Raw genomic sequence first — 24,163 nt, 5'->3', positions numbered from 1 at the left:
AAGTAGATAAAGGATGAATTAAAATGGGAAAATATACAGATATTAACCGTAAACATTACCGTTTTCCAGCCTATGATGATAATGAAAACGTAAAAATTCAAAAAGAAAAGCGGAATCTCTTTGCTAAAGATCGCAGCTGGCTTTTAACTGATGAGCCAGAAGACAAGGGAACCGCCTTTTATACACCACCTAAAAAAAGTGTTTTAAAAAACACACAGATGCAAGAAGAACGGGCCTTGCGCCGTTCCCGTAAAGCGACTGCTGCAAAACAAGGACATACCTTGGCGCAGCAAGAAGAGCTAAAAAAACATCGGGAAAATTTACCAGACTATAGCAAGAAAATTAAACCTGAGACAGATTTAGCCGGTCGAACTTCTCTTTTTGGGAAAGATTATAAGCGCTCCACCTATAAAGTGAAGAACAAACCGCAAATAACACCTGAAGAAAGTACAATGAAGCGTTATTCTTCAGGGCGTTCTTATTTTGTCCCCAAATATATTCCAGCTTCTTTAATTCCTGATGAGAAAAAAGCAGCTGTGGAGGAAACAGAATTAATCGACTCGTTACACAAAAACAAAGAACAGTATTTGCTGTTTGATCATGAACCGGCTGCTTTTCAAGAAAAAAAAGGTGATGATCCTACTGTTGAAAAATTTCATCATGAAAAAAATTCCGAAAAAGAGGATACAACTGCTAAAGAAGCAGTAAATAAGGAAAAAAAGGGGAAAGTTTTAGAGCGCGATTTAAAAGGTTTAATTGAAGAGGGGCAATCAGAAAGTCGCCGCAGCCCCAGCTATTTTGAAGAGTAAGAGGTTTTGATTAAATGGAAGCATATGATTTACAACTAGAAAAATTGAAAAATGGTGAAATTGAAAAAATTGAAGTGACACAGGAAAATTTTTTCCTTTTTCGCAATGCTTGGGCTAGTCGTGAAGATAAAAAATACTTTGTCGGTGAAGCGCATCATAATGGCGATATTACGTATCATTATGACCCGACTGTTTTGTAGAAATGGGCTAGTGCAAAAGGCTCAGATATCTGCTGCGCTAAAAAACAGTTAGGTATTTAGGTCAGTTGTGTTGCAGCAAGTACGGTCTCTTTTGTAATAAATTGGCTAATTAAAGAAATTTTTATATATTTTTGATTATTTGCTTTATTTTAAGGCAAAGTATTTAGAAAAGGCTATTTATAAAAAGGACTGTCCAAGGTTTTGTTTTGGTCTTATTTAGCAACTGCAAATAAGTGATTCCATTTCATTTTTTAAGCGCGATAAAAAGATAAAAGGATACAAATCTTAAAAAAATAAGATTTGTATCCTTTTTAAACCTACTGGAGTGATGCAGAAGACGGGAGTCGAACCCGCACGAGCTTACGCCCACAAGACCCTCAATCTTGCTTGTCTGCCAATTCCAACACTTCTGCGAAAACAACAACTTATGATACCTTAGAAAAAAATCCTTTGTCAAGATTAAGATTAAAAAGGAAGGTTAATATGAAAAAATCTGACGGTACGTTTCTTTTGCCTGCAGTTTTGTTGGGGCTTTTAGTTGGCTTAATTTTAGATAAGCTTTTATTGGGAATTTTTCTGGGCATTGTGGCAAGTATCGCTATTGACATTGGTATTAATTCTTGGTGGAAAAAAAATTAAAACTTTTGCGAAAAATCACAGGAAAGATTGCTTTTTAAAGGATAAAAAAGTAAAGTAATTAAAAGAATTCAATTAAAAAGGGGCGATGATGATGAAACACTTTGAGAAATCAAATAAATTAGAAGGTGTCAGCTATGACGTGCGCGGTCCGGTGTTGGAAGAGGCCGATCGCATGCAAGAAGAAGGCGTTAGTATTTTAAAACTAAATACTGGTAATCCTGCACCTTTTGGCTTTGAAGCCCCGGATGAAATTGTTCGTGATTTGATTATGAATGTCCGTTCATCAGAAGGCTATTCTGATTCTAAGGGAATTTTTTCGGCACGAAAGGCAATTGAACAATATTGCCAATTAAAGGGATTTCCTAATGTTACGATAAATGATATTTATACTGGCAACGGTGTTAGCGAATTAATTACAATGTGCATGCAAGGCTTGTGTAATGACGGTGATGAAATATTGGTACCCTCCCCGGATTATCCACTGTGGACAGCATCTGTTTCGCTTGCTGGTGGTAAACCCGTTCATTATATTTGTGATGAAGAAAGTGAATGGTATCCTGATCTTTCGGATATGCGTGCGAAGATTAACAGTAAAACCAAAGCAATTGTAGTTATTAATCCCAATAACCCGACAGGTGCTCTATATCCAAAAGAGATATTAGAAGGTATCGTGGAATTAGCGCGGGAATTTGATTTGATTATTTTTTCAGATGAAATTTACGATCGTTTAGTTATGGATGGTCTAACCCATGTCCCAATTGCAACTTTGGCCCCAGATCGGTTTGTCGTTACTTTAAATGGTCTGTCAAAATCACATCGTGTTGCGGGTTTTCGCGTGGGGTGGATGGTCTTAAGTGGGGATAAAAAAGGTGTAAAAGATTATATTGAAGGGCTAAACATGTTGTCTTCCATGCGCTTGTGTTCTAATGTATTATCCCAACAAATCATTCAAACTGCTCTTGGAGGGTATCAAAGTAGTGATGAATTATTATTGCCGGGTGGTCGAATTTATGAGCAGCGGGAATACATTTACAATGCATTAAATGATATTCCCGGACTTTCAGCAGTAAAACCAAAAGCTGCCTTTTATATTTTTCCTAAAATTGATATTAAACGGTTCAATATCAAAAATGACGAACAATTTGTTCTGGACTTTTTACATGAACACAAAATTTTATTGGTGCATGGTGGCGGCTTTAACTGGCAAGAGCCTGACCATTTTCGGATTGTCTATTTACCAAAAATGGACGACCTGAAATTTACAGCCGAAAAATTACGAGAGTTTTTAGCAACCTATCAACAAAAATAAAATAAAAAAGAGAATGATAAAATTGTGCCGTTGAAAAGTTTAACTTTTTAACGGGGAACACAATTATTCATTCTCTTTTTTACATATATGTAAAAACAAGTATGTGGTTATGTAAATGTATTTTTATTCAGTTTGTTAAAGAAGCTCGCAGACTTTTTTACTGATGATAATCCTTTTTGCGTACTTGGTTTCTAATTCTTCGTTTGGATCGGTGACATTGATTAAAAATGAATTTTGATATTCTTTTTCAATCCAGCCATAAAATTTTTCGTCTTGCCAGATAAAGCTAACATTTGATGGTTGCTTCATTCTAAAATCCTCCTTATTTTTTCAATTGTTGCGAAAAAGTTGCTCCTTTTCGGTAGCGCCTTTGCGGGTATTATGTGATAAAATATACAAAAAGGGTAATGCTAATTCGCATAATTGGAGGCAGTTAGAATAATGACAGCAGAAAATGTTTCGTTTGGCCATGTTTTAAAACAAATTCGTAAAGATCGTAAATTAACGCAAAAAATGTTGTCGCAAAATATTTGTTCGCAAAGTGTCTTAAGTCGGATTGAAAATGATGAAGAATTACCAAATGTCTTGGTGATGCAAAATTTGTGCGAACGCTTAGGCGTAACAATCGATCAAGTTATGACGCTCCACTTTGAGGAGATTAGAAAAGTAAATTTACTCTTAGATCAAATGGCTTATCACTTTTTTCATAAAGAGTATATAAAGCTTGCTGCTTTATTAAACCAACCAGCTATTTTAGACCAGTTGTATTTAGACACAGATTTACAGCTCTATTACTATTATCTAGGTAGTTGTGAATACTTTTTGGGTAAAGATTTGGAGTTGGCTTTACAACATTTAAAACACGGTCTTTCTTATACATTTCAAGTAGATAAACATTTTATTGCTTCAAATGAAATTCAATTAATTTCTTGTATCGGTCGCGTGCAAGTGGATTTAGGCCAAAAAAAAGAAGGCGAGTTCAACTTAGCCTATAGTATGGAACTCTTTTATACATTGCCAAATGAACGTATCGACTGTCGGCTTGCAAAAGTTTTCTATAATTACGGTCTGTTTTTATATCGAGAAAAGCGTTATGACGAAGCGATGGACGTTGTCAAACGAGGAACGGAAATGGTGCGCAAACAAAAAAGTTATTATTATTTGGAAGAACTTTTCCGCCTTGAGGGCTTGATTTATGAAGCGCAGGGCAAAAATGAGCAATGCGAAAAATATTTTAAAATATCTAGCGCTGTCCAACGGATTACAAATCTGTAAAATGGTGTAGACCTTTCTTGACTTCTGGGAAAAGAAGGAGTAATTTTAAGTTAGTAAATCAAAGGAGCGATTTAAATGCGAACATTTATTTATGCTGACAAGTTTTTCTTAAACTCTGATACCAAATCAGCCGGCTATTTAGAAATTATTGACGGAAAATTTGGTAACTACTATGCTGAACTACCTGAAAAAGATGCGAATATTATTGACCATAGTGGCAAATGGATTGCCCCAGGTTTAGTGGATACACATATTCATGGTTACAAAAACCAAGATGTTATGGACAATAATGCTGAAGGTTTGAAAATCATGTCTGAAGGTTTGTTGGAATGTGGCGTAACTTCTTATTTGCCAACAACTTTAACTTCTACAAAAGAGTTATTAAAAGATGTTGCAAAAACAATTGGCGACACATACCAAGATGTAAAAGGTGCTAAAATTCAAGGGATTTATTTTGAAGGTCCATTCTTTACAGAAGAACATAAAGGTGCGCAAAATCCATCTTACTTTGGCGACCCAGATATTGATACTTTCCATGAATGGCAAGAAGCTTCTGGCGGCTTGATTAAAAAAATTGCGTTAGCTCCTGAACGTAAAGGCGTTAGCGAATTTGTTAACCAAGTAACTGAAGAAGGTGTTGTTGTTGCATTGGGTCACAGCAATGCAACGCTAGAAGAAGCAACGGAAGCTGTTGAAGCTGGAGCAAGCGTGTTTGTTCACGCTTATAATGGGATGCGTGGTTTGAATCACCGCGAACCCGGTATGGTTGGTGCGCTACTTAGCCTGCAACATGTATTTTCAGAATTAATTTGTGATGGTCACCACGTTCATCCACAAGCGGCTGAAATTTTAATGGAAAAAGCAGGACATGATCATGTAGCATTAATCACGGACTGCATGATGGCTGGCGGTATGCCAGATGGAAATTATATTTTAGGCGAATTTCCTGTAGTCGTAAAAGATGGTACTGCTCGTATGAAAGAAGGCAATTTAGCCGGTAGTATTTTGAAATTAAAAGAAGCAATCAAAAATGTAGTGGATTGGGAAATTGCCACACCAGAAGAAGCGATTATGATGGCAACTTGGGTTCCAGCTGTCAGCTGTAAAATCGATGACAAATGTGGTTTGATTAAAAAAGGGCGGGATGCAGACTTTATCGTCTTGAATCCCGATATGACATTAGCTGCCACTTATTTAGATGGCACAAAACGCTACGAAGCTTAATTTAAATAGATTTTTTTGACGATAGCCAAAATATTGGTTATCGTCTTTTTTTGTTGCAGGAAATACTTTGCGTTATTTTAAATTTCCGCCAAAGAAAAAATGAAATTCGACAGTTGAATTTTTGTGTAAGAAATATCTTGTGTTAAACTTAAATTAACGAGAATTTTTTTGTGAGGGAGCTAATTTTATGAGTTATATCGAAGTATTTAATGAGGTGAAAAAGTATCAAATGGGCAACACTGAAATCATAGCCAATGATAATATTACCTTCAGTGTTGAAAAGGGTGAAGTTGCTGTTATTTTAGGGCCAAGTGGTGCTGGAAAATCGACAGTTCTAAATATATTGGGAGGAATGGATACTTGTGATAGTGGCCAAGTTACAGTGGACGGCGTAGACATTGCCCGTTTTGATGCCAAACAATTAACCGGTTATCGAAGAAATGACGTGGGTTTTGTCTTCCAGTTTTATAATTTAGTTCCTAACTTGACTGCCAAAGAAAACGTAGAATTAGCATCACAAATCGTAACTGATGCTATGGATGCAGAAGAGGTTTTGCTTAAAGTTGGTTTAGGCAAACGTATGAATAACTTCCCGGCACAATTGTCCGGAGGGGAGCAACAAAGAGTAACGATTGCTCGCGCTTTGGCAAAAAAACCTAAAATCTTGCTTTGTGACGAACCAACTGGGGCATTGGATTATGAAACAGGGAAACAGATTTTGGAAATTTTAAAAGATACAGCAGCGGAATTTCAAACAACGGTAATTATTATTACCCATAATTCTGCTATTGCACCAATGGCCGATCGGGTGATTAAAATTAACGACGCCAAGGTTAGAAGTATCACGCTAAACGAAAACCCACTTTCTGTTGCAGAGATTGCGTGGTGAGGAATAGATGAAAAGTGCTTTGCTCAAAACAAGTTTAAAAGAGATAAAAAATTCACCGGCTCGCTTTTTGTCGATTCTAGGTATCATCTTTTTAGGAACAGCCTTTTTTGTTGGGATTGGTGCAACAGGACCAGACATGCTCACCTCCAGTGATAATTATTATGATAAAACGCAATTAGCAGATGCTACCATAATAGCAACATTAGGTCTATCCGATACGGATCTTGATTTAATCAAAGAAGATAGCCAAGTCGCAACCGCAGAACCGGAATATATGCTTGATTTAAATTTAAGCGATAAAAACCAAGTATTGCGATTTTTGGGTTATGATAAAAAACAAAAACTAAATCAGTATCACATCGTAAAAGGGCGCTTACCCAAACAGTCAGGTGAAATTGCATTAGATGATTTAGCAGACTATCACAAAGACTACCGCATTGGTGATAAATTTACAGTGGCAGTTGATGATGATAAAAAACAACAGCTAAAAAGAAGAGAATTTAAAGTTGTGGGGTTTGTGAATAGCCCGGAATATATTGAAAGTATTAAACGTGGGAATACCAATGTCGGCACTGGTACGGTCGATTATTTTGCAGTCGTTGATAAAAGTGACTTGAATCTTAAAGCCTATAGCCGGATTTTGGTGCAATTTAAAGATAGTAAAAAACAGGTGGCCTATTCAAAAACTTATGAAGATACTACGGATAAAGGAATTAAAAGCCTAAAAAGAAAGTTGGCTAAAAGACCACAGTTACGTCTAGTTGAGGTCAAAGAAGAAGCTCAAGTACAATTAAAAGCAGTTCAAGCTGAAATTACAAAAGGCGAGAAAGCTTTAGACACAGGCGAAGATAAACTAAAAGCAGCCAAAGAAAAAATTGACAATGCCAAAAAGGAATTAGCTACCAAAACAAAAGACGGCAAAATAGCACAAGAAACAGCGGCAAAAAATTTGGCCACAGAAGAAGAGGAACTCCAGCAGCAAAATGAAGAATTAAACCAACAGGCGCAATTGTTAAAAACTGAGCAAGAAAATGTAAGAAAAGCGCGTAAAGCGGTAACTACTGCTCCAGCTTCCCAGGAAAATGATTTGAAAATCAAACAAGTTCAAGCACAAATTACGAGTGGAAATGATTTGAAAAGTCAGTTAGAGCAACTGACGGTTGATGAAGAAGAACTTTCAGACCTGATTAGTGAACAGAAAAGTTCTCTTTTGCAACTGGCAGAATCATTGCAAGCCGACGAGCTGGTTAAAAAGATCAACAATTGGGATGAAGAAAATACGACGTCAGCCGATATTACGGCAGCTTTAAAAGAAGTCACCAAACAAGTGAGCGACTTAAAAAATCAGTTAACACAACTGCAAAATAGTCAAACAGACAGCTCTTTTGATCTTCGTGAGATTGAAGAAAAAGAACGGAGTTTAGCCCAAGAAGAAACAAAATTGGAAGAAGCAAAAAAAGCACTGGAACAAGATGCTGAAAAATTGAGCACAGCTAAACAAACCCTAGCCAAAGAAAATGAAAAGGCCAAGGAGGATTTGCAAAAGGCTGAAACTCAAATCTCAGATAGCGAGAAAGAATACCAAAAGCAATTGGCAGATTTTCAAGCAGAAACAAGTGCCAATATGCCTAAATTACTAGATGCAGAATTACAATTAAAAAATGAGCAAAAACGTTTAAGTGACCTAAAGCCAGCCGAGTATATTTTTAGTGATCGCAATGATAATCCTGGCTATACAGAATACAAGCAAAATGCCGATCGCATTACCTCGCTAGCGACCGTTTTTCCTCTGATATTTTACTTGATTGCAGCATTGGTTAGTTTGACTACTATGAGTAGAATGGTAGAAGAAAAAAGAGGCGAGATTGGAACTTTTAAAGCGTTAGGGTATCGCAATTATGAAATTGCTTTGAAATTTCTTATTTATTCCTTATTAGCGGGAATTATCGGTTCACTACTGGGGTTATTGGTTGGCTTCAAGTTGTTTCCAAGTATTATTATTGAAGCCTATGGTCAACTTTATAACTTGCCTTCTTTTGTTACACCATGGTATTTAAATTATACGATCATCGGTATTGTCGTGGGTTTGATTTGTACCGTTGGAGTCGCGATGTTGACGGTGCGACTTGATTTAATTGCACCCCCTGCAACTTTGCTGCGTCCTAAAGCACCAAAGGCCGGAAAACGCGTGTGGTTAGAAAATATTAAACCGTTTTGGAAACGCCTGAACTTTAATCAAAAAGTCACACTGCGAAACTTATTTCGGTATAAATTGCGGATGCTGATGACAATTGTCGGGATTGCCGGCTGTACGGCCATGATTGTGACCGGATTTGGTTTGCGGGACTCCATTACCGATATCATCCCTTTGCAATTTGAGAAATTGTGGCATTACCAAGCTGTTGTTTCCTTTAGTGATGATCAGGCAGCAAAAGATCGTTACCAAAAAGATGCCAAACAATTAAATCGCTATCAAGACACGCTGTCAGTTAGCATGGAGACCTTCAACGTTTCCGGTCATGGTAAAACACCGCAAGATGTTAGTGTCTATCTACCGCAAAATGCCAAAGATTTAGACCAGTTCATTTTATTAAATAATCGTCAAAGTAAGCGGGAATACCAATTACAAAACAAGGGTGCTGTAATTAATGAAAAATTGGCGCAACTTTTTGACCTAAAAATTGGGGACACCATTCAATTAAAAGATAACAATAAACAAAGCTATCCAGTTAAAGTCGCGGGAATTGCTGAGAACTATACCGGACATTTTGCTTATTTGAGCCCAGCTTATTATGAACAAGTCTTTCATAAAAAGCCGGATTACAATGCTGCTTTCTTATTATTTAAAAAGGATTTAACCAGCAGTCAGGAAAAAGACGTAGCCGAAAAGTTGATGGACAATCCTGGTATTGTCAATGTAACTTTTCTATCAGATTCACTAAATGCACTAGATGACACGACCCAAGCGTTGACGATTGTAGTTTGGGTATTGATTATCTCAGCGGGACTTTTGGCCTTCATTGTTTTGTATAACTTAAACAATATCAATATCTCCGAGAGAATTCGCGAGCTTTCAACCATCAAAGTCTTAGGATTTTACGATAATGAATTAACCATGTATATCTATCGGGAAAATATTATTTTAACAATCTTCGGTATTTTACTTGGATTAATCTTAGGTAAAATTGAACACGATTTTGTCTTGAAGACAGTAGAGTTAGATATGGTCATGTTTTCACCAACTATTCAGCCTTTGAGCTATTTGTATGCTAGTCTCATTACAATCTTCTTTACGATAATTGTGGGTATTTTTGTCTATGTTAAGTTAAAAAACGTGGATATGATTGAAGCCTTAAAATCAAATGAATAAAAAAGATCAAGTCCGTTTTGTTTTTTGTCTTAAGAGACAAGCGGACGGATCTTTTTTATTTTTTCTTTGTATCCGTTTTCGTTTTGTGTCTTAGGACAGTTTTGTTACAATTAAAGTAATAACAATAAAGGAGGAGGAAAATGTCTTTAAAAGAAGCAGGAATGATTACAATTGTTGCCATGTTATTTGTCTTTTTTATTTTAACGGCATTATGGGGTGCGTTACTTTTATTTAAAAAGATTTTTAAGGAGATGAAAGATGACTGAGATTATAAAAAATATGATAGAAACATCGGGTTTTGCCGGCATGACGGGAAAACATTTGATTATGATTTTAATTGCGATTATTTTTTTATACTTGGCGATTTTTAAAGAGTATGAGCCTTACTTACTATTACCCATTTCTTTTGGTATTTTATTGGTGAATTTACCTTTTACAGGAATTTTTGCTAGCCCGACAGATGTTGAACCAGGGGGGCTTTTGTATTATTTGTATCAAGGAACAAATCTGGGAATTTATCCACCGCTTATCTTTTTATGTTTGGGGGCATCCACTGACTTTGGTCCTTTAATAGCTAATCCCAAAACACTACTTTTAGGTGCGGCAGCGCAATTTGGAATTTTTGCGGCCTTCTTTGGGGCGATTTTACTCGGTATGACTGGACCAGAAGCGGCAGCAACCGGAATTATAGGTGGTGCAGATGGTCCGACTGCCATTTATTTAACTACCAGATTAGCGCCGCATCTATTGTCTGTGATTGCAATTGCTGCATACTCTTATATGGCGCTAGTACCGTTGATTCAACCGCCAATTATTAATGCCTTAACTACAAAAAAAGAGCGGAAAATTAAAATGCAAATGCAACGGACAGTAACAAAAAAAGAACGGATTGTTTTTCCAATTTTTACTACCATTTTTGTAGCGTTGGTGGTTCCGGCAGCGACGACCTTAATTGGTTGTCTGATGTTGGGTAATTTGATTCGTGAATCACAAGTGGTACCTAAGTTAACTGAAACGCTGCAAAATGCCATGATGTATATTATTACCATTTTGCTAGGGTTAACGGTTGGTGCCAAAGCAGAAGCGGACATTTTTTTATCGTTAGAAACAATCAAAATTATCATTTTAGGATTATTTGCTTTTGCCATTGGAACGGCCACAGGAATATTATTTGGCAAATTAATGTGTAAACTAACAAAGGGCGAAGTAAATCCGATGATAGGTGCAGCCGGTGTCTCAGCAGTGCCGATGGCAGCCAGAGTGGTGCACAAGGAAGGTTTAAAAAATGACCCGACGAATTATTTGTTAATGCATGCCATGGGGCCTAATGTAGCTGGCATTATTGGTTCTGCCGTGGCAGCGGGAACGTTGTTAGCTTATTTTGGTTAAAAAAGAAGATGGCCATCATTGACCATCTTCTTTTTCATTTCTTTTTTTTATTTCACTTTGGACTTCTGCGAGCATAAAGTGTAATTTTTCTTCTTTTTTCTTTAATTCCACTAAATCTTCGGCAATCTCTTTTTCTTTTTCGTTGGTTGGTGGCCGCAATATGAAGTTAATCGCTAAGGCAATAAACGTCCCGATAAAGGTGTCCAACACCCGATCAATGGCAAAATAAACCGATTGGCTTTCGGTTACACTTAGCGTAATTAAAAGCATGGTGGCAATTGCTGAAATAATGCCGGAATTATTATTAATTCCATCAGAGACAATAATCACCAAAGCTACAAAAATCGGTAACGCAACCAATTCTACTAAGAAATCATGGTGAAAATATTGTTTGATAAAAAAATAAAGAATTGCGGCAATACCGCCAATTGAATTACCCAAGACGCGAGATTTGCCAAAAGAAACGGTTGTGGTTAAATCTTGACGCAATGAAAAAACAGCAGCTAGCGCGGCAATCAAAGGTTGCCCACGGTCGATAAAATGAAAAAGCAAGATACAAATCATAACTGCTAGTGCTGTTTTCATGGTGCGCATTCCAATTCGAAAACGTCCTAATCGCATTATTTAGCTCCTGTTCTATAATTTTTGCTTTGTAAATAAGCTGGTGAAATTTGATTGTTCTTCTATAAATATGATAACGAAAATCCATTAAGATTGCCAGTTTACTGTGAAATCGGTAAACTAAAAGCAAAGGAGGGTCTTATGAAAATTGGATTACGTACGATTAAAACAGTAATTGCTGCCAGTTTTGCGATGTTTTTTGCGCAATTATTAAATTTATTATATGCACCAGCAGCCGGTATTATTGCCGTCTTAAGTGTCGGCAATACCAAAAAAGCTACGCTACTCACCGCTTTTTATCGCGTTGTATCTTTGATTATTGCGACGATTATCGCCTTTTTTATTTTTAATATATTGGGCTTTAATCCTTTTTCCTTTGGTATTTTTTTATTGCTATTTATTCCAGTTTCCGTTTATTTCAAACTAGATGACGGCATCGTTGTCAATTCGGTTTTAGTTACCCATTACTTAACGGAGCAATCTTTTGCGTGGCAAATTATTACTAACGAATTTCTATTAATGAGTTTAGGTGTAGGGCTTGCCTTATTGGCAAATTTGTATATGCCTGATATTGGCAAAAATTTAAAAGAAGAACAGACGATTATTGAGGTGATGTTTAAAAAGCTTTTAGCCCAACTGGCAAGTGGGTTAAATACACCTGCTGCTGCTAAAAAGGCCCAACAAACCTGTGGACAGCTCGTGGCATATTTACACGAAGCACAAATTAAAGCCAAGCGGCATCAGCAAAATCAATGGTTTCAAGAAGACACGACTTTTGCCACCTATTTTACGATGCGGCGTGGGCAAGTATTGATTTTAAGAGACATGATAAACTTATTGGATCAGATTGAAGTCGAAGAAGAATATGTAGCTGACATGCGTTATTTGTTGCAAACAACCGCCAAAACATTTGGGTATGACAATGATGGCCGCGAATTGTTACAGTTAATTGCAGCAATTGGTCGTAACTATGAAGAAAGTCCACTGCCTAAAGACCGTTTAGAATTTGAAAATCGGGCCCGGTTGTTTCAATTTCTGCAATTGTTTACCAGTTTTATTGAAACAAAGGTGGAATTTAGTAGTAAGTTAGAAAATTAAAAAAGAGGGCGCAAAAATTACTTATAAAACACCGCTTATTTGTAAAAAAGAAGGTGACTAAAATCAGTCAAGCGCTTTTACGAATAAACGGTGTTCCAAATGTTTTAGGAAAAATGTTCGGTAAGTAGTTTATGTTGCTTTTTAGTTAGTGACTTGTTAAGTACCCAGTTGTAAAACTGTGCTATTTAGCCCAATCTTTTTGCATTTGATCTAAAATAGCAATAACATCATGGGTTAAAAAGAGAGATTTATTGGGTTTGCCTTCAATAGTTGCGGTTAAGTTATCAATTTCATAACCAAAAGCTGCGTTACTGGCACCGCTAATAATAGTTTCTTTGCTGCCGTCTGTATAGGTTAATGTCGCTTTATCTGCTCTAGGATAGTCATTAATTTCCAAATAGCCATTTTCAAAAGCTACAATACCAATTTTGGGCATTTTTGCTTGGAAGGTTAAGCTAACGGTAGCCAATTCATCTTCTTTTGTACGTAAAATGGTCACCGACTGTTCATCGACGCCAGTTGAAAAAGGTACCATAGTAGTTGCAACAACAACTGGTGTGCTAGATAAAAAGTAACGGGCAAAAGAAACCGCATATGTGCCAATATCAAGTAAAGCACCACCAGCTAATGCTGGATTAAAAAAGCGGTTTTTAGGATCGGGTTCTTTGTAGCTGCCAAAAGGTGCTTGAATCATTTTTAATTTGCCTAATTTGTTTTGATCAATTAAGCGTGTTAGTTCATCGTATAATGGCATGTTGAAGATTGTCATTGCTTCTTGTAAGATTAATTTTTTCTCTTCTGCAATTTTCATGACATCTTCTAGTTCAGCTAAGTTCATTGTGATGGCTTTTTCACATAAGACGTGTTTGCCTGCTATTAAAGCTTTTTTGATATAATCATAGTGAGTGGCATTTGGGACCGCCACATAGACAATATCGATATCACTATTGAGCATTTCCTCATACGTGCCGTAACTATTGGCAATTTGATAACGAGTGGCAAATTCTTTTGCTGTTTCTTCTTTACGAGAGGATACAGCGGTAAGGGTACTTTGTTTACCGGTAAAATTTTCCGCAAATTCGTGGGCAATCCCACCAGTACCGGCAATTCCCCATTTGTAATTTTTCATAAAATCAGCTCCTTTGCTTTAGTTTAGCAATCTTTTAAAAATTAGGAAAGTTACAGGCCTATACCTATCTTAAACAAATAATTTAAGTAAAATAAATAAGAGGAGGATTCTTATGCACGAAGTATATATCACCATTTTAGTACAAACAATTAAAGAACAGTACACAAATGAAGTAACATTTTATCAAAATGTGTTAAATACTGACAAGGTCAGCTGGGAAAAATGGAAGAGTGGAAACGGTACATTAACTCCAGAGCAAAATCAAAAAATTAAGAATCTTTTTAGCGATTATGAATGGATGCTCATGCAAAAAGTGCTGCGCCAAACGATTATTTTCCCCGAAAAAAGAACGCAGGCAGTTAGTGAATATCGCCGTTTGAAAACGCAGATTGCGCAAAAATGGTTACAAAAAAAGTTGGCTGATGTTGAAGTAATTACCCATAATGAAGAAAAAGAGAATAATCAGTTGCTTGATTTACGCGTTTTTATTACGTATGATGAGTGGGGTTTTGATGATATCTTAAGTTTTCGCTTGCCAGCACGGATTCAACAACAGTTACAACAAGAAAAAGTTGGTCTGTTAGCTTGGGTTAATGAAAATTTAGAAGAAACCTACAATCAATAGCTATTAAAGGAGCGTTTTAGACTTTTGAATAAATTAATCGGAGTAGGTGCGGTTTTAATCGTAGCTTGTGCCACTTTTTTTGTTTTTTTTGGTCAATATCAACAAAATTATGCGAATAAAACAGTGGCATCCACAGCCATTAGTGCCAAAAAGACAACCACCACCACCTCTTCAACACCTATGCGACCAACAGACTTGCCACAGATTGCACGAGATGATTGGAGGTTAGTCTTAGTTAGCCCGGATCATAAAATCGTAACAGAAGTACCAGAAGAACAATTAACCACCTTAGCTGATGGGCATATTGTCGATCAAAGGATCGTGAAAAGTTATGAAGAATTAACGGACGCTGCTAAAAAAGACAATATCAAGCTCCATCTGGTTTCTGCGTTTCGCTCAGTTGCTTATCAAAAACAAGTTTTTAATGAGCGCGTGACGCAATTAGAAAATCAAGAGCAGTTAACTAAAGAAGCCGCAACACAAAAAGCCAAATTGACCATGACCGAACCTGGTTATAGTGAACATCATACCGGACTTGCAGTAGATGTTGTAGATGAAAATTGGTTAGCCTCTAATCCCAATATGGTGTTAGATGAAAGCTACAGTAGTCAACCAGGCGCGCAATGGTTACAAAAAAATGCCAGTCGCTTTGGTTTTGTCGTGCGCTATCCTGATGGTAAACAAGCTATTACGAAAATCACCTATGAACCTTGGCATTTACGTTATGTTGGAGTAAAAAGCGCCGAATATATGACAAAACATAATTTAACACTGGAAGAGTATCTTGACCTATTAGAAAAGTGGGAGGGTTATGAGCATTAAAAGAAAATACACGAAACGTAAAAAGGCCGGCTTTCCAGCAATTTTAGCCGGATTTTTGCTTATTTTAGCGGCTTTTGTTTTTTCAATTAAACAATTAAGCCAGCCGACTACACCGACACAAGTGGCATCTGTAACAAATGAAGAAGTCAGCCGCAAAGAATTTATAAAAAAATTAGTTCCCCACGCCCAAGAACTTCAAAAAGGCTATGGTGTTTTACCTAGTATTATCCTAGGTCAGGCCGCGCTAGAGTCGAATTTTGGTCAAAGTCAATTAGCCAGTGAGTATAAAAATTTATTTGGCATTAAAGCTTATGGGGATGTCCCGAAAGTAAAATTAGATACCCAAGAATTTGTCAACGAACAATATATCACCATTAAGGGTGAATTTAAGGTTTATAATTCTTGGGAAGCTTCTATGGATGATCACACGATGCTTTTTGTTAACGGTGTGAACTGGGATCGACAAAAATATGAGTCTGTATTATTAGCCCAAGATTATAAACAAGCTGCAAAAGCCTTACAAGAGGCGGGATATGCGACAGATCCTCAATATGCTGATAAAATTATAAGTATGATAGAAGAGTATAATTTAATGCAATATGACTAGTTTTCAATCAAAGGAGGAGTGTTTTCATGGAGCAAAAAATGCCGAAAATCTCGACTGAATTACGCAAAGATATCGTGCGCGTTCCTAAAATTATCCGCGAAGCAACCGGCATACAAATTTTTGGACGTCGGATACGTTCCATTATCTTTACAACTGATATCGCGATTATTCGCAATACCGATGCCGATGCGGTTATTGCTGTGTATCCTTTTACACCACACCCGGCTATTACCAAATCGATTATTGAGGCTGCTGATATCCCCGTTTTTTCTGGTGTAGGTGGCGGCTTAACACAAGGTGAACGTTCGACTTATATGTCGATGTTTGCTGAGGCACAAGGATCGATTGGTGTCGTTTTAAATGCACCAACATCAGTAGACACCGTTCAAATGGTTTGTCGCGTAGTAGATATTCCTGTTGTAAGTACAGTGACCTCTAAATTAACACCAATCGATGAAAAATTAGCGGTGGGAGTTAAAATTATTAATATCAGTGCGGGCAAAGATACGGCAGATACTGTTCGACATTTCCGTGAAAACTATCCTGATTTACCCATTATGGCAACGGGTGGTCCAACAGAAGAAAGTATTTTTGAAACGATTCAAGCTGGCGCCAATGCCATTACCTTTACACCACCATCTAATGGGGAATTATTTAGTCGTAAAATGGAACATTATCGTCAAATGGAAATTGATAAGGAAGGCTAAATAATTGTAGTAAAACCGATAAAAAACCAGTTAAAAGTTCGCTGAATTGCTAGACTTTTGACTGGTTTTTATTCAATTATAACCTGTTATTAAAAGTGCGAGCCAATTTAAGTTTCTTTAAAAAAAATAAATTTTTACGCTGAAATTTCGTATCTTATCACTCGTTTTCTAATTTAGCTTTTATAAGGTTAAAGCGCACTTATAAAATAATTTTGGCGTCTTTTTCTTTAATTCCGTAGATTTTTTGTTTGTGATTGTCTTGCCAATAATACAGTTCACGACTTTTATTGGTCATAAGAGCAATCAGTAAATCTTTAATGGTTAAAGGTGCTTTATTTTTTTCGGCAATGAAAACAAAGTCGCCTTTTTGATCGATTTTGATAGCTGTAACGAAAGCATCTTCGATATAAAGCCCTTGGTAATTTTCTTTTTTTGGCATAGTAGCCAAAATAGTGACGAACTCTTTTGCTTGCATAATCTTCCTCCAACGACGAACTAGTAAGGTCACTATAGCATAGTTTTAAAAAAAGTTTCTGCCTTTTTATGACAGAAATGCCATGAGCTAAAATTTTGTCGCAACTGTTATTCACCAGCAGTTGAGAAGGAATGAAAAAATCTTACAGAAATTATCATTCTTTCAAGAAAATTGGTTGCCAGTTTTCAATGAAGGTGTTATACTCCAATACATAATTTATTGCGCATGGCGCAGTAAGCTACATACCTGCTTATATATCGTCGTAATCTGGTCGACAGTCTCTACCCAGTACCGTAAATACTGGACTATAAGCAAAAAACGTGCGTAAGGCGCTTTTTTTGCTTAGACTGGCAAAAAGCGTCTTTTTTTGTTAGTTTGGCAGTAAAGATGAAAAATTAAGAAGGAGCAGTGTGATTATGAAAGAATTAGTAGCAAGAATCAAAGAAGATGGGCGTGTATTAGGTGACGGTGTTTTAAAAGTGGATAGTTTTGTAACCCACCAAGTTGATCCCGTTTTAATGGAGGCAATCGGCAAAGTTTTTGCAGATGTCTTTAGAGCAGCTAATATCACAAAAGTCGTGACGATTGAAGCTTCCGGCATTGCTCCAGCGCTTTATACGGCACAAGAATTAGGTGTTCCTTTAGTCTTTGCCCGCAAGTCTAAAAGTTTAACGATGAACGAAGAACTTTTGACAGCGCAAGTTTATTCCTTTACAAAACAAGTAACGAGTACTGTTTCGATTTCAAAAAAATTCTTAACAAAAGACGACAATGTATTATTAATCGATGACTTTTTAGCAAATGGACAGGCAGCAAAAGGCTTAATTGAGCTTTGTCAACAAGCTGGTGCTCATGTTGAAGGAATCGGCATTGTGATTGAAAAATCTTTCCAAGATGGCCGCAAACTTTTAGAAGACATGGGAATTAAAGTTGTTTCATTAGCACGAATTGCATCATTAAAAGCAGGTGAAGTTGAATTTATCAAGGAGGATGCTTAATTGGATAAGCAGACACAAAACGGAAAAGCAGCCGTATTAGGGTTGCAACACTTACTTGCGATGTATGCCGGTGCCGTGGCAGTGCCACTTTTAATCGGAACAGGTTTAGGTTTTAACGAAACACAAATGACCTATTTAATTTCTATTGATATTTTCATGTGTGGGATTGCAACGCTTTTACAATTAACAGTAACGAAATTTTTTGGCATTGGCTTACCGGTAGTTTTAGGGTGTGCCATTCAAGCTGTTGCCCCGTTGATTTTAATTGGTAGTAAATCAGGTGTTGGTGCCATTTATGGTTCCATTATTGCTTCTGGAATTTTTGTAGTTTTAGTAGCAGGTTTCTTTTCAAAGATTAAAAAATTGTTTCCCTCATTGGTAACAGGAACAGTTATTACAGTGATTGGATTAACTTTAATTCCGGTTGCCATTACCAAAATGGGTGGCGGCGATGTGACAGCTCAAAATTTCGGTGATCCCAATCAATTGATTTTAGCTTTTGTCACCATTTTATTAATTGTTGGTGTTCAAGTTTTCGCTAAGGGATTCTTGCGTTCAATTTCTGTTTTAGTCGGACTTGTGGGGGGAACACTACTGGCTTGTTTGATGGGATTAGTTGATTTTGCTGCAATTGGTCACGCACCTGTTTTCCATATTCCGCAACCATTTTACTTTGGAAAACCAACTTTTGATGTTTGGTCGATTTTACTTATGATTATCATCTCGATTGTCAGCATGGTAGAGTCAACGGGCGTTTATTTTGCGCTAGGAGATATTACGGGTAAAAAAATTACAGAAGATGATCTTAAACGCGGGTACCGCGCAGAAGGTTTGGCAGTTATTTTAGGTGGCATTTTTAATACATTTCCATATACTGGTTTTTCACAAAATGTTGGCTTGGTACAACTATCAGGGATTAAGACGAAAAAACCAATTTATTTTTCAGCTATTTTCTTAATTATTTTAGGACTTTTCCCTAAAATCGGTGCTATTGCTCAAATTATTCCTGAACCCGTTTTAGGTGGGGGGATGTTAGTTATGTTTGGTATGGTGGCTGTTCAAGGGATGAAAATGTTGTCAAAAGTTGATTTTAACAACGATAAAAATTTGTTGATTATTGCTGTGTCCATTAGTTTTGGCTTAGGCTTTAACTTAATGCCACAACTTTTTAGCCAATTACCAGAGACCGTTCAAATGTTCACCGGTAATGGGATTGTTATGAGTAGTTTAACTGCGATTATTTTAAATCTTGTCTTTAACGGTTTGAAAGATGATGAAAAAGTCGTGATTGATTAGGAAATAAAGCAAAATAGAAAATTGATGCAAATGACAGTGCGCTTGTCATTTGCATTTTTTTATTTTAAATAAAACACGAACGAAAAAACTAAAAATAATATTATTATTCGAGTAATTATTTACAGTCGAAATTATCCTTGTTACAATAAAAAAAAGTCAACGATAAAGGAGCAAATCATGACAGCAGAAGTTGCAATAATTATGGGGAGCGTATCCGATTGGGAAACAATGAAACACGCTTGTGAGCAGTTGGATGAATTAGAAATCAGCTATATAAAACAAGTTGTATCTGCCCACAGAACACCAGATTTAATGTTTGAATTTGCCGAGGGGGCAAGAGAAAAAGGAATAAAAATAATCATTGCCGGTGCGGGTGGCGCTGCACATTTACCTGGTATGGTCGCTGCCAAAACAACGTTGCCAGTAATTGGTGTTCCAGTTAAATCACGAACATTAAATGGTTTGGATTCTTTGCTTTCGATTGTGCAAATGCCAGCTGGAGTGCCGGTTGCGACGACGGCAATAGGACAAGCTGGTGCAACAAACGCCGGACTACTTGCGGCGCAGATGCTTTCCATGTATGATTTAGGCATAGCGCAAAAATTAGCTGAAAAGAGAGCGAATATGCGTGAGATTGTGATGGAAAGTAGTGATCAACTTGGTTAAGCCTTTAATACCAGGAGCTGTAATTGGGATTGTCGGTGGCGGACAACTAGGTCGAATGATGACCATTAGTGCAAAGGAAATGGGTTTTCGTGTTGGTGTTTTAGATCCAGCTGAAGACTGTCCAACAGCGCAAGTGGCAGATTGGCATATTGTTGCAGCATATGACGATGTTTTTGCTTTAGAAGAAATGGCACGACGCTGTGATGTAATTACTTATGAATTTGAAAATGTGAGCGTTGATGCATTAAATGCGATTATTTATAGCGCCAATGTCCCACAAGGAACAGATCTTTTAGCAATTACCCAAGACCGTTTAATGGAAAAAGCATTCTTGGAAGAAAATAATATTGTTATTGCTCCTTATGAAACAATCATTAGCCCAACTGATATTCAAGATGCTATTGACAGTATCGGTTATCCTTGTGTGTTAAAAACCACGCGGGGAGGTTATGACGGAAAAGGACAGTATGTTTTATATAGCACTGCTGATTTGGCGCCGTCCATGAATCTACTGCGTTCAGGTACTTGTGAACTAGAAGCGTGGATTCCTTTTGAAAAAGAAATTTCCGTGATGGTTGCCGGTAATGGCAGCGGTGAATTTATGGTGTTTCCAGTAGTAGAAAATATCCATCGTAACAATATTTTACATGAAACGATTGCGCCAGCACGAGTTGCAACCGAAGTTTCACAAGAAGCACAACGAATTGCCAGAGTGATCGCAAAAGCGCTGGATTTACGAGGTGTTTTGGCCATTGAAATGTTTTTAACCAAAACAGGTAGCATTTATGTTAATGAATTAGCGCCTCGGCCGCATAATTCTGGTCACTATTCTATTGAAGCTTGCAGCCAAAGCCAATTTGACGCCCATATACGTGGGATTTGCGGTTGGCCACTAGGTGAAGTCAAATTATTAAGTGATGCTGTTATGGTCAATATCTTAGGTGATGAGCTAGGGGAAACCTATGACTTGATTGCACGAAAACCCAATTGGCAGTTTCATTATTATGGAAAAGCACAAGCAAAATCTGGCCGTAAAATGGGACACATTACCATTACCACAGATGATATTTATGGCACCTTAGAGGAAATCTACCAAACCAATATTTGGGATTAGATAACGCGTGTCTTAAAAGTTTAAATAGAATATAAAATAGAGGAGCTATTGCATGTTAGAACGTTATACACGCCCGGAAATGGGTGCAATTTGGACAGATGAAAATCGTTATAAAGCGTGGTTAGAAGTAGAAATTTTAGCTGATGAAGCTTGGGTTGAATTAGGTGAAATCCCAAAAGATGATGTAAAAAAAATTCGCGAACATGCAACATTTGATATTCCAAGAATTTTAGAAATTGAAGAGGAAACGCGGCATGACGTGGTTGCCTTTACCAGAGCAGTCTCAGAAAGTTTAGGAGAAGAACGCAAGTGGGTACATTACGGCTTAACGAGTACCGATGTGGTTGACACAGCTTACGGTTACTTATTAAAACAAGCTAATGATATTTTACGCAAAGACTTACAAAACTTTTTAGAAATTATCGGCAATAAAGCTATCGAGCACAAAAACACAGTCTGTATGGGTCGGACGCATGGTGTCCACGCAGAACCAACTACTTTTGGCTTAAAATTAGCTACTTGGTATTCTGAAATGAAGCGAAATATCGAACGCTTTGATCATGCTGCTAAAGCAGTTGAAGCTGGCAAAATTTCTGGTGCAGTGGGAACATTTGCAAACATTCCGCCTTTTATTGAAGAATATGTCTGTGAACACTTGGAAATTCGGCCCCAAGAAATCTCAACACAAGTATTGCCTCGCGATTTACATGCAGAGTACTTTGCTGCAATGGGATTAATTGCAACTAGTATCGAACGTTTTGCTACTGAAATTCGTGGATTACAAAAATCTGAAACAAGAGAAGTAGAGGAGTATTTTGCCAAAGGTCAAAAAGGCTCATCTGCTATGCCACACAAACGCAATCCGATTGGCTCTGAAAATATGTGTGGACTGGCACGGGTGATTCGTGGTCATATGCTAACTGCCTATGAAAACGTACCGTTGTGGCACGAGCGGGATATTTCTCACTCTTCAGCAGAACGTATCATTGTTCCGGATACAACAATTTTATTGAACTATATGTTAAATCGTTTTGGCAACATCGTTAAAAATTTGACAGTCTTTCCGGAAAATATGAAACGAAATATGGATGCTACTTTTGGCCTGATTTACAGTCAACGGGTAATGTTAAAGTTAATTGATAAAGGAATGACCCGAGAAGCAGCATATGATTTGGTACAACCAAAAACTGCCTTTGCATGGGATCATCAAACGGCTTTTCGACCTTTGTTAGAAGAAGATGAAAAAATCACTTCTATTTTAAGTAATGAGGACTTAGATGATGCCTTTGATTATCATTACCACCTTAAAAATGTAGATGCAATCTTTAAACGTGTCGGTCTAGAATAAAAAAACGACGAACTCGCAAATGGGTTCGTCGTTTTTTATTTCTGGTTGTTTAACTTTATAAATAACTCTGCGGCTATTTGAATCTTATGCCGCAAAACCAAAATTTCTATAAAAAAAGACGCTGATAATAAATCAGCATCTTTAACCAAATACTACTTTTGGTTGTGTATAATGGCGCATTCTTTCATCTCGCAAAACAGCGAGGATGTTCTCTACAAAGGAAAAATTATACTCTTCCAAATTAAAAAATACTTTAAAAGTATAGTTGTTTTTAAAGAAACGTTGTTCATGAATCTGTTCGATAATTAACTCTTCGTTGTGACTGTTTTGATATCGAAAAATTCGTTTGCGACAGTCAACATGACGTTTTGATGCTTGTTTTACCTTGCGAAAAGTATAAAACGAAGTATTTTTATTCATTTGATAAACTTCTTCTACTGCTAATAAGTCGTTAAACAGCCGACGTTTTTCTTCGAATACAAGGGAATCCAAAAAGTTGGCAACCAGTTGACTTTCTTCCATGCATAGGCCTCCTAAAAATAATCCTATCAATGAGTCTAAAAGTACTATAACACTTTTTTATTTCACTGTAAACGCTTCATTAAAAACCGTTTTGAAAAACTATTTTAAAAAATTTTACGAATAGTTATATCAATAAAAATATTTTTTTTGAAAAAAGTTAAACACGAACAATTAAGTGCGTTTTGATAATTATTATCCAGATAAATGTTGACCCGTATCCTTGCGATTGTTAAAATAAATACAAGTTAAACACGAACGATTTTGGCGATGAAAAATTTAATGTCAATAAAATGAGGTGCAAAATGCAAAAAAAAGAATTACGTTACGCCGGCAAAGCTAAAAAACTTTATACGACTGACGATCCAGCTGTTTATTGGGTAGAATATCTTGACCAAGCTACTGCGTTAAATGGCGCTAAAAAAGATCAAGTATCTGGCAAAGGAGCACTAAACAATCAAATTACCAGCTTAATTTTCCAACAACTAAAAAACGAAGGAATTCTCTCTCATTTTGTCGGAAAAATATCAAAAACCGAACAATTGATAGAATGTGTAGAAATAATTCCACTGGAAGTTGTTGTTCGGAATACTGCTGCAGGTAGCTTCTCAAAACGATTACAAGTTGCAGAAGGAACACCCCTTAGTTTTCCGGTTGTAGAGTTTTATTACAAAGAAGATAAACTAGATGATCCATTCATTAATGACGATCACGTAAAGTTACTAAAATTAGCTACAGGCAAAGAGATTAACGATATTAAACATTTAGCTCGAAATGTAAATGTGGCGTTACAACGAATTTTTGCCCAAATTGGTATTAAATTAATTGACTTTAAAATTGAAATTGGACGCACCACTTCCGGACAACTGCTCTTGGCGGATGAAATTTCACCAGATACTTGTCGACTTTGGGATTTGGCAACCAATGAACATTTAGATAAAGATATTTACCGACGTGATTTAGGGGATTTGGTTCCTGTTTATGAAGAAGTTTTAAAGCGTTTAGAAAATCAATTTTTAGTGGAGGAGCAATAG

General features: G+C 36.8%; 26 protein-coding genes, 1 tRNA gene and 1 riboswitch. Of the genes, 21 read left to right on the top strand and 6 right to left on the bottom strand.

Going from position 1 to position 24,163, the window contains the following annotated elements; genetic code table 11:
• Nucleotides 1-23: 23 nt before the first annotated feature.
• Together JZO76_RS08780 and JZO76_RS08775 are read left to right on the top strand one after the other, a co-directional pair.
• Nucleotides 24-809, top strand: coding sequence for a hypothetical protein (locus tag JZO76_RS08780; RefSeq protein WP_206903742.1), 786 nt, complete (start codon nt 24-26; stop codon nt 807-809).
• 14 nt (nt 810-823) lie between these two features.
• A complete protein-coding gene (locus JZO76_RS08775; RefSeq protein WP_206903741.1) occupies nt 824-1,009 on the top strand; it encodes a hypothetical protein in 186 nt (61 codons plus the stop codon).
• A 329-nt stretch (nt 1,010-1,338) separates the two neighbouring features.
• On the opposite strand, the gene JZO76_RS08770 is transcribed toward JZO76_RS08775, so the two are convergent.
• Nucleotides 1,339-1,422: transfer RNA gene (locus tag JZO76_RS08770), tRNA-Leu, on the bottom strand.
• 70 nt (nt 1,423-1,492) lie between these two features.
• Here JZO76_RS08770 and JZO76_RS08765 point away from each other — a divergent pair.
• Both JZO76_RS08765 and JZO76_RS08760 read left to right on the top strand, forming a co-directional pair.
• The gene (locus JZO76_RS08765) at nt 1,493-1,648 is read left to right on the top strand and encodes a hypothetical protein (protein ID WP_206903740.1); all 156 of its coding nucleotides are present in this window, start codon (nt 1,493-1,495) and stop codon (nt 1,646-1,648) included.
• Nucleotides 1,649-1,739: 91 nt separating this feature from the next.
• On the top strand, nt 1,740-2,957 hold the full coding sequence (locus tag JZO76_RS08760) for a pyridoxal phosphate-dependent aminotransferase (protein ID WP_206903739.1): 1,218 nt from the start codon (nt 1,740-1,742) through the stop codon (nt 2,955-2,957).
• A 135-nt stretch (nt 2,958-3,092) separates the two neighbouring features.
• Here JZO76_RS08760 and JZO76_RS08755 read toward each other — a convergent pair whose 3' ends face one another.
• On the bottom strand, nt 3,093-3,266 hold the full coding sequence (locus JZO76_RS08755; RefSeq protein WP_206903738.1) for a DUF2187 domain-containing protein: 174 nt from the start codon (nt 3,264-3,266) through the stop codon (nt 3,093-3,095).
• Nucleotides 3,267-3,398: 132 nt separating this feature from the next.
• Here JZO76_RS08755 and JZO76_RS08750 point away from each other — a divergent pair, with 132 nt between their 5' ends.
• The 6 genes from JZO76_RS08750 to JZO76_RS08725 all read left to right on the top strand — a co-directional run bounded on the left by JZO76_RS08750 (nt 3,399) and on the right by JZO76_RS08725 (nt 11,104).
• A complete protein-coding gene (locus JZO76_RS08750) occupies nt 3,399-4,232 on the top strand; it encodes a helix-turn-helix domain-containing protein (RefSeq protein ID WP_206903737.1) in 834 nt (277 codons plus the stop codon).
• Nucleotides 4,233-4,307: 75 nt separating this feature from the next.
• On the top strand, nt 4,308-5,456 hold the full coding sequence (gene nagA, locus JZO76_RS08745; protein WP_206903736.1) for an N-acetylglucosamine-6-phosphate deacetylase: 1,149 nt from the start codon (nt 4,308-4,310) through the stop codon (nt 5,454-5,456).
• A gap of 187 nt (nt 5,457-5,643) precedes the next feature.
• Nucleotides 5,644-6,345, top strand: coding sequence for an ABC transporter ATP-binding protein (locus JZO76_RS08740; protein ID WP_206903735.1), 702 nt, complete (start codon nt 5,644-5,646; stop codon nt 6,343-6,345).
• A 7-nt stretch (nt 6,346-6,352) separates the two neighbouring features.
• The gene (locus JZO76_RS08735; RefSeq protein WP_206903734.1) at nt 6,353-9,715 is read left to right on the top strand and encodes an FtsX-like permease family protein; all 3,363 of its coding nucleotides are present in this window, start codon (nt 6,353-6,355) and stop codon (nt 9,713-9,715) included.
• 140 nt (nt 9,716-9,855) lie between these two features.
• Entirely contained in the window at nt 9,856-9,981 is a 126-nt protein-coding gene (locus JZO76_RS08730) for an OadG family protein (protein WP_206903733.1), read from the top strand.
• Nucleotides 9,974-11,104 carry a sodium ion-translocating decarboxylase subunit beta gene (locus JZO76_RS08725; RefSeq protein ID WP_206903732.1) on the top strand — a complete coding sequence of 377 codons (1,131 nt, stop codon included), beginning with the start codon at nt 9,974-9,976 and terminating at the stop codon, nt 11,102-11,104. The genes JZO76_RS08730 and JZO76_RS08725 overlap by 8 nt, the downstream gene beginning before the upstream one ends.
• A 15-nt stretch (nt 11,105-11,119) precedes the next feature.
• Here the strand turns inward: JZO76_RS08725 and JZO76_RS08720 are convergent, their stop codons facing one another.
• Nucleotides 11,120-11,725, bottom strand: coding sequence for an FUSC family protein (locus JZO76_RS08720; protein WP_206903731.1), 606 nt, complete (start codon nt 11,723-11,725; stop codon nt 11,120-11,122).
• Nucleotides 11,726-11,866: 141 nt separating this feature from the next.
• Between JZO76_RS08720 and JZO76_RS08715 the strand changes: the two genes are divergently transcribed.
• Entirely contained in the window at nt 11,867-12,823 is a 957-nt protein-coding gene (locus JZO76_RS08715; protein WP_206903730.1) for an aromatic acid exporter family protein, read from the top strand.
• Between the two features lie 181 nt (nt 12,824-13,004).
• Here JZO76_RS08715 and JZO76_RS08710 read toward each other — a convergent pair whose 3' ends face one another.
• The gene (locus tag JZO76_RS08710) at nt 13,005-13,952 is read right to left on the bottom strand and encodes a Gfo/Idh/MocA family protein (protein WP_206903729.1); all 948 of its coding nucleotides are present in this window, start codon (nt 13,950-13,952) and stop codon (nt 13,005-13,007) included.
• A gap of 112 nt (nt 13,953-14,064) precedes the next feature.
• Between JZO76_RS08710 and JZO76_RS08705 the strand changes: the two genes are divergently transcribed.
• Genes JZO76_RS08705 through JZO76_RS08690 form a run of 4 tightly spaced genes read left to right on the top strand, consistent with a single transcriptional unit; the run spans nt 14,065 to nt 16,713 of the window.
• A complete protein-coding gene (locus JZO76_RS08705; protein WP_206903728.1) occupies nt 14,065-14,577 on the top strand; it encodes a hypothetical protein in 513 nt (170 codons plus the stop codon).
• A gap of 24 nt (nt 14,578-14,601) precedes the next feature.
• Nucleotides 14,602-15,399 carry a M15 family metallopeptidase gene (locus JZO76_RS08700; RefSeq protein ID WP_206903727.1) on the top strand — a complete coding sequence of 266 codons (798 nt, stop codon included), beginning with the start codon at nt 14,602-14,604 and terminating at the stop codon, nt 15,397-15,399.
• A complete protein-coding gene (locus JZO76_RS08695) occupies nt 15,389-16,006 on the top strand; it encodes a glycoside hydrolase family 73 protein (RefSeq protein ID WP_206903726.1) in 618 nt (205 codons plus the stop codon). The genes JZO76_RS08700 and JZO76_RS08695 overlap by 11 nt, the downstream gene beginning before the upstream one ends.
• A 26-nt stretch (nt 16,007-16,032) precedes the next feature.
• The gene (locus JZO76_RS08690; protein ID WP_206903725.1) at nt 16,033-16,713 is read left to right on the top strand and encodes a hydrolase; all 681 of its coding nucleotides are present in this window, start codon (nt 16,033-16,035) and stop codon (nt 16,711-16,713) included.
• Nucleotides 16,714-16,912: 199 nt separating this feature from the next.
• Here the strand turns inward: JZO76_RS08690 and JZO76_RS08685 are convergent, their stop codons facing one another.
• Nucleotides 16,913-17,188, bottom strand: a complete 276-nt coding sequence (locus JZO76_RS08685) for a hypothetical protein (protein ID WP_206903724.1) — start codon at nt 17,186-17,188, stop codon at nt 16,913-16,915.
• Nucleotides 17,189-17,418: 230 nt separating this feature from the next.
• Nucleotides 17,419-17,516, top strand: a riboswitch (purine riboswitch).
• 88 nt (nt 17,517-17,604) lie between these two features.
• Between JZO76_RS08685 and JZO76_RS08680 the strand changes: the two genes are divergently transcribed.
• The 5 genes from JZO76_RS08680 (at nt 17,605) to purB (ending at nt 22,610) form a co-directional block, all read left to right on the top strand.
• Entirely contained in the window at nt 17,605-18,186 is a 582-nt protein-coding gene (locus tag JZO76_RS08680; protein WP_206903723.1) for a xanthine phosphoribosyltransferase, read from the top strand.
• A complete protein-coding gene (locus JZO76_RS08675; RefSeq protein WP_206903722.1) occupies nt 18,187-19,482 on the top strand; it encodes a nucleobase:cation symporter-2 family protein in 1,296 nt (431 codons plus the stop codon).
• Nucleotides 19,483-19,659: 177 nt separating this feature from the next.
• On the top strand, nt 19,660-20,148 hold the full coding sequence (gene purE / locus JZO76_RS08670; protein WP_206903721.1) for a 5-(carboxyamino)imidazole ribonucleotide mutase: 489 nt from the start codon (nt 19,660-19,662) through the stop codon (nt 20,146-20,148).
• Nucleotides 20,132-21,262, top strand: coding sequence for a 5-(carboxyamino)imidazole ribonucleotide synthase (purK, locus tag JZO76_RS08665; RefSeq protein WP_206903720.1), 1,131 nt, complete (start codon nt 20,132-20,134; stop codon nt 21,260-21,262). Before purE ends, purK begins: the two co-directional genes overlap by 17 nt.
• 52 nt (nt 21,263-21,314) lie before the next feature.
• Nucleotides 21,315-22,610 (top strand): adenylosuccinate lyase, encoded by a 1,296-nt coding sequence (gene purB / locus JZO76_RS08660; protein WP_206903719.1) that lies wholly within the window; start codon nt 21,315-21,317, stop codon nt 22,608-22,610.
• Between the two features lie 141 nt (nt 22,611-22,751).
• Here the strand turns inward: purB and JZO76_RS08655 are convergent, their stop codons facing one another.
• Complete coding sequence (locus JZO76_RS08655) at nt 22,752-23,132, bottom strand: hypothetical protein (protein WP_206903718.1); 381 nt, start codon at nt 23,130-23,132, stop codon at nt 22,752-22,754.
• Between the two features lie 302 nt (nt 23,133-23,434).
• Here JZO76_RS08655 and purC point away from each other — a divergent pair, with 302 nt between their 5' ends.
• Nucleotides 23,435-24,163, top strand: coding sequence for a phosphoribosylaminoimidazolesuccinocarboxamide synthase (gene purC / locus JZO76_RS08650; protein WP_206903717.1), 729 nt, complete (start codon nt 23,435-23,437; stop codon nt 24,161-24,163).

It is taken from the genome of Candidatus Enterococcus myersii (assembly GCF_017316025.1).
In the GTDB taxonomy this organism is placed as follows: Bacteria; Bacillota; Bacilli; order Lactobacillales; family Enterococcaceae; genus Enterococcus_C; species Enterococcus_C montenegrensis.
This window is presented reverse-complemented; position numbering and strand designations above follow the sequence as displayed.